Genomic DNA, 12,530 nt, shown 5'->3' with positions numbered 1-12,530 from the left:
GGACGCCAGCGTACGGCCGCGCCTCGTCATCGCCGAGGCCATGCTGCGGGCCCTGCCCGAGGTCCTGCGCGGTGAGAAGCTCCCCACCGACATCATCTTCCCCGGTGGCTCGGTGGATCAGGTCCGCGCCGTCTACCAGGGCAACCCCCTCGCGGACTTCTTCAACACGTGGACGACCGACGTCGTCGTCGCCTACGTCCAGGAGCGCCTGGAGGCGGAACCCGGTGCGCGACTGCGCCTGCTGGAGGTCGGTGCGGGCACCGGTTCCACCAGCGTCGAGGTGTTCCGCAAGCTGAAGCCCTATCGGCACGCCATCGCCGAGTACTGCTACACCGACCTCTCCCGCGCCTTCCTGCACCACGCCGAGACCGTCTACGGCCCGGACACGCCCTACCTCTCGTACCGGCTGCTCGACATCGAGCGCAGCCCCGAGGAGCAGGGCTTCGACCTCGGCTCCTACGACCTGGTGCTCGCGGCCAACGTCCTGCACGCGACCCGTCGGATCGGGGTCACGGTCGACAACGTCAAGACCCTGATGCGACCGCAGGCCCTGCTCGTGCTCAACGAGATGGCGGGCATCAACCTCCTGACACACGCCGCGTTCGGCCTGCTGGAGGGATGGTGGCTGCACGAGGACCCCGAACTGCGGATCGCCGGCAGCCCGGCGATCGAATCGGAGGTCTGGCAGGGCGTCCTGGAGGGGGCGGGTTTCCGCTCGGTGTTCTTCCCGGTCCGGGAGTCGCACCATCTCGGTGGCCAGGTCGTCGTGGCCGAGAGCGACGGTGTCTTCCCGGGCGGACCGTCCGTGTCGGCGCCGGCCCCCGTGCGGGGGGAACCGGACCGCGAGGCGCAGCCGCAGTCCGTGACACTCGCGGACGAGGAGGCCACGGCCGACGACGTGCACGACCGGCTGCGGGCGGAACTCGCCGGGGCGTTGAAGATGCCTGTGGCCGATCTCGACGGGGACACCGCCTTCCGCGACTACGGGCTGGACTCGATCCTGGGGATCCAGTTCGTGCAGCGGGTGAACGAGGTGCTGGGCACCGAACTGGCGACGACGGTGCTGTTCGAGCACGGCACCCTCAATCAACTCGCTCTGCACGTCGCCTCGTCGGGGGTCGTGCTGCGCACCGCGCAGGTGACGGCACCGGCCGCTGCCGAGGTCACTGAGCCGGAGCCGGCTCGGGCCTTGGTGGCCGGGGCGGCCGTCGTCTCGGGCGGGGTCGTGGCGGAGGCGGGGGGCGACGCTCTGGAGCCCATCGCGATCGTCGGTCTGAGCGGCCGGTTCGCCGGGTCCCGGACGGTCGACGAGCTGTGGGAGCACCTGGCCGCGGGCACCGACCTCGTCGGCGACGTGACCAGGTGGCCGCTGGACCAGTACCTCGGCGCCGAGGCGGCCGCGGGCCTGCGCGGAAGTTTCCTCGACGGGTTCGACGAGTTCGATCCGTTGTTCTTCGGGCTGTCCGGGCTGGAGGCGGAGTTCATGGATCCGCAGCAGCGCATCTTCCTGGAGGAGTCCTGGACGGCCCTGGAGAACGCGGGGTACGCCGGGGCAGGTGTGCGCGGCAGCCGCTGCGGCGTCTACGCCGGCTTCTCCGGCGGCGACTACCACACGCTCTACCCGAACGGCATGAAATCGCCGCAGGCCATGCTCGGCCGGGCCGGTTCGATTCTGTCGGCGCGGATTGCGTACATGTTGGATCTGCGGGGTCCGGCGGTGACGGTGGATACGGCGTGTTCGAGTTCGTTGGTGGCGGTGCATCTGGCGTGTGAGGCGTTGCGTTCGGGTGGGTTGGACATGGCGTTGGCGGGTGGTGTGTTCGTGTTGAGCACGCCGGAGTTTTATGCGTCGGCGCAGGCGGCGGGGATGTTGTCGGTGTCGGGGCGGTGTGCTGCGTTCGATGCGGGGGCGGATGGGTTTGTGCCCGGTGAGGGTGCCGGGGTGGTGGTGTTGCGGCGGTTGCGGGATGCGTTGGCGGACGGTGATTTCGTTCATGGGGTGATTCACGGGTCGGGGGTGAATCAGGACGGGGCGAGCAACGGGATCACGGCGCCGAGTGTGGGGGCGCAGGAGGCGTTGTTGGGGGAGGTGTGGGACCGGTTCGGGATCGATGTGGGTTCGATCGGTCTGGTGGAGGCGCATGGGACGGGGACTCCGTTGGGGGATCCGGTGGAGTTCGAGGCGTTGTCGCGGGCTTTTGGTGCGCGGGTGGGTGGGCGTGGGTTTTGTGCGTTGGGGACGGTGAAGGGGAATCTGGGGCATACCGCGGCGGCTGCGGGGGTGGCTGGTGTGGTGAAGGCGGTGTTGGCGTTGCGGCATCGTCAGGTGCCGCCGTTGGTGCATTTCGAGCGGGCGAATCCTCGGATTGCGTTGGAGGGTTCGCCGTTCTATGTGAATGAGGTGCTGGGGGAGTGGGCGCCGGGTGCGGGGGGTGTGCGGCTGGCGGCGGTGAGTGCGTTCGGGTTTTCGGGGACGAATGCGCATGTGGTGGTCGGTCAGGCGCCGGAGCGGGTGCGGTCGGCGGGGGTGTTGCCGGGGTATCTGGTGGTGTTGTCGGCGGCTTCGGCGGGGCAGGTCCGTGAGCAGGTGCGGGCGTTGCTGGGGTGGTGTGAGGGTGCCGAGGGTGCGGGTGTGCCGTTGGGTGATGTGAGTCTGACGTTGTTGACGGGGCGTCGGCATGTGCGTCATCGGTGGGCTGTGGTGGTGCGGGACCGGGCTGGTCTGGTGGCGGCGTTGTCGCGGTGGCTGGAGGTGGGTGCGGCTCCGGGTGTGTTCGTGTCGGAGGCCGTGGGGGCGGGGCCGGTGCGGGGTGGGTCGGAGTCGGCGCGGTTCGGGCTGGAGTGTCTGCGGGAGTGTGGTGCGCCGTCGCAGTTGGAGGGTGCGGCGTTTCGTGAGCGGTTGTCGGCGGTGGCCGAACTGTTCGTGCAGGGTCATGACTTCGATTTCGGTGTGTTGTTCACGGGGGGTGGGTTCGGGCGGGTGCCGTTGCCGACGTATCCCTTCGCCCGCCGCCGCTACTGGCCGGCCCAGGCGGACCGGCGTCCGGCCGCCGGTGCGCACGAGGAGATCCACCCGCTCGTCCACGCCAATACCTCGGTCCTCGGGACGACCCGGTTCACCACCACGCTGACCGGTGACGAGTTCTTCCTCGCCGACCACCTGGTGGGCGGGCGGCCCATCCTCCCCGGTGTCGTCTCCCTCGAAATGGCCCGCGCGGCGGTGTGCCTCGCCCTCGACGAGGGCGAACAGCCCCTCCGGCTGCGCAACGTCACCTGGCCCCGCCCGGTGGTCTCGGACGGCACCCCTGTCACGCTGCGGATCACGCTGTCCGCCGCGCCGTCCGGGGCGATCGGTTTCGCCATCCACGGCGAGGACGCGGTGGTGCACTGCCAGGGCGAGGCCGAGCGGCTCACCCTCACCGCGCCCACCGTCGATCCGGCCCTGCCGGCCGGGCGCCGGATCACCGCCGAGGAGACCTACGCCGCGCTGCGCACCCGGGGCATCGAGCACGGGCCGCGCCTGCGCGCGCTCACCGACGTCCACCTGGGCGCCGGCCGGGCGGTCTCGCGCCTGCTGCCGCCGGCCGACGCCGACTCGGGCGACTACTGGCTCCACCCGGGCCTGCTGGACGCGGCGCTGCAGACGGTCGTCGCCTTCAGCGCCGGCACGGGCGCGTCGGCCTCGGCCGTGCCGTTCGCGGTCGACGAGGTCGCCGTGTTCGGCCCCTGCCCGCAGCGCCCGGTGGCGATCGCCCGGGCCACCGGTGCGTCCACCTTCGATGTGGACGTGTGCGCCGAGGACGGCACGGTCCGGGTCCGCATCGGCGGGCTGACCCTGCGCGAACTCGGCCGGCCCGCGACCGCGCCCGCACTCCCGTCGTCCGCTCCGCCGGCGGGCCGGGGGAGCGCGGACGAGGGCGAGGGCGTGTACCTGGTGCCGACCTGGACGCCCGTGCCCGGCGAGGAGCTGCGGGCCGCCGGCCCGGTGCTCGGGGGCACCGTGCTGGTGGTCGGCGAGGACGGCCCGTACCGGCGCCGGGTGCTCGACGCCCTCCCCGAGGCGGTGACCGCGGACACCGCCGCGACCGCGGCCCGCGCCGGCCTGGCCCAGGTGGTCTGGGTCGCGCCGGAGCCGGCCGGCGCACCGGCCGAGGAACAGGACCGGGGCGTGCTGGAGGTCCTCCGGCTGGTCAAGGCCCTGCTGGCGGCGGGGTACGGCGACCGTGAGCTGCGGCTGGCCGTCGCCACCGTCGCGACCCAGGCCGTCACCCCCGGCGAGCCGAACGAGCCGGCGCACGCGAGTGTGCACGGACTGGCCGGCGCGCTCGCCAAGGAGTACCCGCACTGGCGGGTGGTCCTCGTCGACCTTCCCGCGAGCGGCCCGTGGCCGGTGCGGGACCTGCTGACCCTGCCGGCCGTCGACGCCACCCTCGCCTTCCGTTCGGGGTGCTGGTATGCGCAGCGGTGGTTGCCGGCTGTGGTGCCGCAGGGTGTGGGCGGGTTGCGGCGTGGTGGTGTGTATGTGGTGGTGGGTGGTGCGGGTGGTATCGGTGTGGTGTGGTCGGAGTATGTGGCCCGGGTGTACGGGGCGCAGGTGGTGTGGCTGGGCCGGCGTGCTCCGGATGCGGTGATCGAGGCGGATCTGGAGCGGGTGGCGGCGGTGGGTCCGCGGCCGGTGTATGTGGTGGCGGATGTCACGGACGGGGCGGCTGTCGAGCGGGCGGCTGCGGTGGTGCGGGAGCGGTTCGGTGTGGTGCACGGGGTGGTGCATTCCGGGCTGGTGCTGGCGGATCGTTCTTTGGCGTCGATGTCGGAGGGGGAGTTTTGTGCGGCGCTGGATGTGAAGGTGGCCGGGTCGGTCCGTGTGGTGGAGGCTTTTGGCGGTGCGTCGCTTGAACTGGTGTTGTTCTTCTCGTCGTTGAATGCGTTCTTGCGGGCGGCGGGGCAGAGCAATTATGCGGCGGGTTGTACGTTCCAGGATGCGTTCGCGGCGTGGTTGGCGGGGGTGCTGCCGGGTCGGGTGCGGGTGGTGCACTGGGGTTACTGGGGCAGTGTGGGTGCGGTCTCGACGCCGGAGCAGCGGGAGCGGATGCGGCGGTTGGGGCTGGTGTCGATCGAGGGGCCGGAGGCGATGGCCGCGGTCGAGGCGATCGTGGCGGGGCCGCGGGTGCACGCCGGCTTCCTCAACACCACCGGCAGCGTCGATGTCGCGGGCATCACGATCGCCCCGGTCCCGGCCGGCGACGTGACACCGCTGCCCGCCCTGGCCGCCACCGTCCGTGCCGACCTCGAAGAGCGGTTCGCCTCGGCGGCCGTGCCGGTGGACCTGCCCTCGGCCGGTGCTGCCGGACCCGATGCGGCCGAGGTGCTGGGCCTGGTGTCGGAGGTGCTGGGTGTCGACGGTGCGGCGATCGATCCGCACGCCCCGCTGGAGGAGTACGGCTGGGACCGGGTGCGTCTGGCCGCCTACGTCGAGCGGCTGCGCGGCCGTGGCGTCGAGACCGACGAGCGGTCCCTGCTCACCGCGCACACCCTGGCCGAACTCACCCGGGAGAGCCGGGCGTCGACCGGCGGTGTCGACGCGCTGCTCGCCGACCTCATCTGGGACCGGCTGAGCACGACCGGCTGGTTCGCCGGGCCGGTCGACGACGTCTCCGCCCTGGTACCCGGCCACCTGGGGCGCTGGCTCGACGAGACGCTGCGGCTGCTGGACGCCCACGGCCGGCTCCGTTACGACGGCGTGTCCTGCACTCCGCTGCGGGCCACGCCGGAGTCCGCCTGGTCCGAGTGGGACCGTGCGAAGGCGACCGTCCTGGCCGGCCCGGACTTCCGCACCCAGGTGGTGCTCATCGACACCGTGCTCGAAGCCTTGCCGGACGTGCTGACCGGCCGCCGGCTGGCCACCGAGATCCTCTTCCCGGACTCCTCCATGGACCTGGTGCAGGGCCTCTACCAGGACAACGCGCTGGCCGACTTCTTCAACGGGGTGCTCGCGGACGCCGTGGCGGCGTACGTCGAGCGGCGCCTGGCCCAGGACCCTTCGGCCCGGGTGCGCATCCTGGAGGTGGGCGCGGGGACCGGCGGGACCAGCGCGATGGTCTTCCGGCGGCTGCGGCCGTACCAGAGGGCGATAGCGGAGTACCGGTACACCGATCTGTCACCGGCCTTCCTCCAGCACGCCGAGCACACCTACGGCCCCGACAACCCCTTCCTGGTCTACGGGCTGCTCGACATCGAACGCTCCCCGGCCGACCAGGACGTCGAACTCGGCGGCTACGACCTCGTCGTGGCCACCAACGTGCTGCACGCGACCCGGCGGATGCACCGCACCCTGGCGCACGCCAAGGCGCTGCTGCGGCCGAACGGGCTGCTGCTCGTCAACGAGCTGACCAGGAACGAGGTCTGGGTGCACCTGACCTTCGGGCTGCTCGAAGGCTGGTGGCTCTCGGAGGACGCCGCCCTGCGCATCCCGGGCGGTCCCGTGCTGGCCCCCGCCACCTGGCGTCGCGCGCTGGGCGACGTCGGCTTCCGTTCGGTGGCGTTCCCGCTCGGCGCGGACCGCGACCTGCCCCACCACGTGATCATGGCCGAGAGCGACGGCGTCATCGCACTGCCGGAGCCCCGCCCGCGGGCGGCGGAGCCGACACCGGAGACGGCCGTGCCCGGGGAACCTCCGGCCGGGGTGCCCCTGCCCGGGGAACCGCTGCCCGGGGAGCCACTGCCCGGAGGCCTCCTGCCCGAGGAGCCCGCGTCCGTGCGGGAACGCGGCGTAGAGCTGTTGCGCACCCTGTTCGCCGAGGTGCTGAAGGTCGAGACCGCCGATCTCGATCCGCGCGCCCCCTTCGAGTCCTTCGGGATCGACTCCATCGTGGTCGTCCAGCTGACGGCACGGCTCCGCCAGGTCTTCGGCGAGGTCGGCAGCACCCTGCTGTTCGAGCACCGGACCCTCGTCTCGCTCGCCGAGCACTTCGGGCGGACCCACCCGGAGGTCCTGACCGCCGGCAGCCGCGACGCCGCCCCGTCCGTACGGGAAACCGCGGCGTGGGCCGTGCCCGCGCCCGTCCGGCGGGAGGAGGACGTGGCGATCGTCGGCCTGGCCGGGCGCTACCCCGCGGCGGACACCCTCGACGCGTTCTGGGCGAACCTCCGGGCCGGCCGCGACAGCGTCACCGAGGTGCCCGCCGACCGCTGGGCGAACGAGGCGGGCCGCGACTGGCGCGGCGGCTTCCTGACCGGCGTCGACCGTTTCGACCCGCTGTTCTTCGGCATCTCGCCGGTGGACGCGGAGCTGATGGATCCGCAGGAGCGGCTGTTCCTGGAGTGCTCCTACGCGACGCTCCAGGACGCCGGCTACACCCGTGACGCGCTGAACGCGCAGGGGAAGGTCGGCGTGTACGTCGGCGTCATGTACTCCGAGTACCAGCTCTACGGCGCCCAGCAGCAGCTCGCCGGCGAGCCGGTCGCGATGGCCGGCAGCGCCGCGTCCATCGCCAACCGGGTGTCGTACTTCGGTGACTTCACCGGCCCCAGCCTGGCCGTCGACACCATGTGCTCGGCCTCGCTGACCGCGATCCACCTGGCGTGCGAGAGCATCCGGCGCGGGGAGTCGGACCTCGCGCTCGCGGGCGGTGTGAACGTCTCGGTGCACCCCAACAAGTTCCTGATGCTCGGTCAGGGCGGTTTCCTGTCCGAGGCCGGCCGCTGTGCCGCGTTCGGCGCCGGGGGCGACGGTTTCGTGCCGGCCGAGGGCGTCGGCGCGGTGCTGCTGAAGCCGCTGTCCCGGGCGATCGCCGACGGCGACCGGATCCACGGCGTGATCAAGGGCAGCGCCGTCAACCACGGCGGCCGCACCAACGGGTACACCGTGCCCGACCCGACCGCCCAGCGGGCCGTGATCGCCGAGGCGCTCGCCCGGGCCGGGGTCGATCCGGCCACCGTGAGCTACGTCGAGGCACACGGCACGGGCACCTCCCTCGGCGATCCGATCGAGATCGCCGGTCTGGCCGGCGCCCTCGGTGACCGCGCCGGCCGGACGCGCCCGGTCGCGATCGGCTCGGTGAAGTCCAACATCGGGCACGCCGAGAGCGCGGCGGGCATCGCCGGGCTCACCAAGGTGCTGCTCCAGATGCGGCACGGCGAACTGGTACCGACCCTGCACACGGACGCGCTGAACCCGCTCATCGACTTCGCGGGCACGCCGTTCCGGGTGCAGCGCGAGGTGGGCCCGTGGCCGGCGGACGGGGCGCCGCGGCGCGCCGGCATCTCGTCGTTCGGTGCCGGGGGAGCCAACGCGCACGTGATCGTGGAGGAGTACGTGGCCGCGCCGGCGCGCCGGCACCCCGCACCCGGCCTGGTCGTGCTGTCGGCCAAGGACGAGGACCGGCTGCGGGCGGCCGCGGCCGGGCTGGCGGCGTTCCTGGACACCGCCGGGACCGACCTCACCGAGCTGGCGTACACCCTGCAGACCGGCCGGGAGGCGATGACCGAGCGCCTGGCCTTCGAGGCCCGCACGGTCGCCGAGGTCCGCGACCGGCTGCGGGCGTTCGCCGACCACCGCGCGGGGCAGTGGCACCGCGGCCGGGCCGGCCGGGAGCCCGGCACCGTACCGGTGGGCACCTGGCTGGAGGAGGGCGCGTACGACCGTGTGCTTCAGGCCTGGACGAGGGGCCACGCCGTCGACTGGTCCCGGCTGTACCCGGCCGGCAGACCGCGCCGGATCGCCCTGCCCGCGTACCCGTTCGCCCGCGAGCGGTACTGGGTCGACGAGAGCCCGACGCCGGGCGCGCGGCCGCTGCACCCGCTGCTGCACCGCAACACCTCCGACCTGACCGAGGTGCGCTACAGCTCCACCTTCACCGGCCGCGAGCCGTTCCTGGCCCCGGCACCCGAGGGCGGTGCCCGCCGGTTCCCCGGCGTGGCCCTGCTCGAGCTGGCCCGCGCCGCGCTGGAACTGACCGACGGCCGCCGGGCCGTGGCCGTGCGCGAGGTGCGCTGGCCCGAGCCGACGCCCCGCCTGGACACCCCGTTCGAGGTGAACCTGGCGCTGACCGCCGCCGCCACCGGCGAGTTGCGGTTCGAGGCGTTCGGCACCGGCGAGGACCCGCTGCTGTACGGCACCGGCCGTCTCGTCCCCGCCACGGACACCGCGGACGCCCAGGACACCGCCGCCGTCGGCCTGGATGCGCTGCGGGCCAGGTGCCCGCGCACCGAGCGGCCCGGCCCCGGGTACCGGGGCGTCCGCGCCCTCCACATCGGGTCCGACCTGGTGCTGGTCGAGCTGGCCCCGGAGACCGAGACCCTCACCGCACTGGACACCGCGGTCCGCGCCGCCGCCTTCCTGGGCGCCCCGGAACACCCCGAGACGCTGGAGGAACTGCGCGTGCACGGCGAGGGGCCGGCGGCCTGGGCCGTGGTCAGCGGCGGTACGCCCCTGCTGGACGTCGAGCTCCGCACCGCCGACGGGGCACCGGTCCTGACGCTGTCCGGACTCGCCCTCACCGCCGGAGCCGACCGGCGGCCCGCCACCCCGGCACCGGGCCGGCGGCCCGGGCTGCGCGGGATGTCCCTGGAGCAGAGCGTCACCCGCGACATCAAGGAGATCATCGGACGCCTGCTCAAGATCGCGCCGGACCGGCTGGACGCCGACGCCAACTTCGCGGACTTCGGCTTCGACTCCATCCGGCTGCCGCAGTTCGCCAAGCGGCTCACCGCGCACTTCGGCGCCGAGATCACACCCGCGATGTTCTTCGGCCACCCGACACCGGCGCATCTGGCGCGGTACTACCTCGCCGAGCACGGCGCGCTGATCCGCGCGCGCTACGGCGAGCCCGACACGGCGCCCGGTGACTCCCGCGAGCCGGACACCGCGCCCGCGGCGCCGGGCGACTCCCGCGAACCCGCCGGGTCCGCCGATGCGGCTCCGCGGGTCCGGCGCAGCTCGCTGCGGGGCACGGCCTCGGTCTCGGCCTCGCCGGTCGCCGGCCCGGCCGTCGCCGCGGCCGGGGACCGGCCGGCCGACGAGCCGATCGCCGTGATCGGCATCAGCGGCCGGTTCCCCGGCGCCCGGGACACCGGCGAGCTGTGGAGCATCCTCAGCGAGGGCCGGGACGTCGTCACCGCGCCGGACCCCGACCGGTTCACCGGCCCCTGGCAGGGCGGCTGGGCACCCGGGGTGTACGAGTTCGACCCGCTGTTCTTCGGCATCTCACCGCGCGAGGCGGAGATGATGGACCCCCGCCAGCGGCTGCTGCTCCAGGAGGCGTGGCGGGCCCTGGAGGACGCCGGCCAGGGGGACACCCAGCTGGCCGCGGGCCGGGTGGGCATGTTCGTCGGTGTCGAGGGCGGCGATTACCACCTCAGCGCCGGGGCGGAGACCACCGTCACGGCCCAGCACGAGGGGGTGCTCGCCGCACGGCTCGCCTACTTCCTGGACCTGGACGGGCCCAACATGGCGATCAACACGGCCTGTTCATCCGGTCTGGTGGCCACCCACCAGGCGTGCCAGAGCCTGCGCGGCGGCGAGTGCGACACGGCCGTCGCGGCCGGGGTCACCCTGCTCCTGCACCCGGACACCCTCGCCGGCATGGCCGGGGCGGGGCTGCTCTCCGAGGACGGACGCTGCTTCGCCTTCGACCGGCGGGCCAACGGCATGGTCCCCGCCGAGGCGGTGGCGGTGGTCGTCCTCAAGCGGCTGTCGCAGGCCGTCGCCGACGGCGACCCGGTCCACGCGGTCATCCGGGGCAGCGGGATCAACTACGACGGACGGACCAACGGCATCGCCGCGCCCAGCGGCGTCGCCCAGGCCAAGCTCGTCCGGCAGGTCCACGACCGCTTCGGCATCGCCGCCGACGAGGTGACGCACGTGGTCGCGCACGGGACGGGGACACGCCTCGGCGACCCGGTCGAGGTCAACGCGCTCAACGACGCCTTCCGCGACCGCACCGGGCGGAAGGGGTACTGCGCGCTCACGTCGACGAAGTCCAACCTCGGCCACTCCTTCGCCGCGTCCGGCGTGGTCAGCCTGATCAGCCTGGTGCTGGCGCTGCGCCACCGGACCATCCCGGCGAGCCTGCACGTCGAGGAGCAGAACGAGTTCATCGAGTGGGCCGACAGCCCGTTCTACGTCAACCGCGCCACCCGGGCCTGGGAGAGCGCGGACGGGGCGCCGCTCACCGGCGCGGTGAGCGCCTTCGGGCTGAGCGGCACCAACGCGCACCTCGTGGTGTCCGAGTACCGGGCCGAGGCCGTACCGGCCGCTCCGGCGCCGTACCACCTGCTGCTGGTGTCGGCACGGACCGAGGACGCCCTGCGCGAGCGGATCGAGGATCTCGTCCGGGTGCTCGGCGACGAGGACACCGAACTGGGCTCCGTCGCCTACACGCTCATGGCGGGCCGGCGGCACTTCGACCACCGGGTGGCGGTGGTCGCGGCCGACCGGTCCGACGCGCTGGAGCTGTTGCGCGGCGCGGTCGCGGGCGAACGCTCGCCCGTCGTGGTCCGGGGCGTGGTGCCCCGCGGCTTCGAGGGAAGCCACGCCATCGGGCAGTACGGCGAAGAGCTGATCACCCGTCACGGGGAGCGTCCGGAGGAGCTCCAGGCGCTCGCCGACCTGTACTGCCAGGGCTACGCCCTGTCCTGGGGTGGGCTGTACGCCGTCCCGCCGCGGCGGGTCGCCCTCCCTGGGTACCCCTTCGCCCGGGAGACCTACCGCCTGGGCGGCCCGGTCTCCGCCCGCCCGGCCCCTCCGGTCGCTCCGGCCCCTGCGGCTCCGGTTGAACCGGTCGCTCCCGTCGCTCCCGTCGCTACGGTCACGGCGACAGCGACCGCGGAGCCCCCGGCGGTGCCGGCGGCGCCGGCCACCACCCGGCCGACCGGATCGAGCATGGCGGGCCTGCGCCGCCGGCTGCTCACCGGACCGGCCGCCCCCACGACGGTGACCTCCGGCGCCGGCCCGGCCGGCGTCAACGGCAGGCGCGAGCAACGGTGATGGCCGCCGACCGGGCCATCGACACGGAACGAGGAGAGGACACCGTGCTACCGACAGCTGACGAGGGCGGGATGCGCCCCGGGATCCCCGGGCTTCCCTGCGTGCACAGCATGTTCGAGGAGCGGGTCCGGGAGAACCCGGACGCGATCGCCCTGACCTTCGAGGGGCGGCACCTCACGTACGACGAGCTGAACCGGCGTGCCAACCGCGTGGCCCACCTGCTGCGCGACCGCGGCGCCCGGCCGGAGGTGCTGATCGGCATCGCGCTGGAGCGCTCGGTGGAGCTCGTCGTGGCGATCCTCGGCGTCCTCAAGAGCGGCGCCGCCTACCTGCCGCTCGACCCCCGGTACCCGGCGCAGCGGCTCGGCCTGATGCTGTCCGACTCGCGGGTGCCGCTGCTGCTCACCGCGGCCGCCGGCCGGGACACGTTCCCGGCCGAGGAGGGCCGCGGCGTGCTCGTCCTGGAGGACCTGGCCGGCGAGCTGGCGGCGGCGAGCGACGAGAACCCGCCCACCACGGCGACCAGCGCCAACCTGGCCTACGT

2 protein-coding genes are annotated in these 12,530 nt (G+C 73.5%); both read left to right on the top strand.

The window, feature by feature from the left end; genetic code table 11:
- Positions 1 to 40: 40 nt before the first annotated feature.
- Positions 41 to 11,986, top strand: coding sequence for an SDR family NAD(P)-dependent oxidoreductase (locus IE312_RS11225; protein WP_229899519.1), 11,946 nt, complete (start codon positions 41 to 43; stop codon positions 11,984 to 11,986).
- A gap of 44 nt (positions 11,987 to 12,030) precedes the next feature.
- On the top strand, positions 12,031 to 12,530 hold a 500-nt coding region (locus tag IE312_RS11220; RefSeq protein ID WP_189980777.1), incomplete at its 3' end, for an AMP-binding protein.

The sequence above is a fragment of the Streptomyces capoamus genome (assembly GCF_014654935.1).
GTDB classification, from domain to species: domain Bacteria; phylum Actinomycetota; class Actinomycetes; order Streptomycetales; family Streptomycetaceae; genus Streptomyces; species Streptomyces capoamus.
The sequence above is the reverse complement of the archived record's forward strand: the minus strand, read 5'-3'. Positions and strand labels throughout refer to the sequence as shown.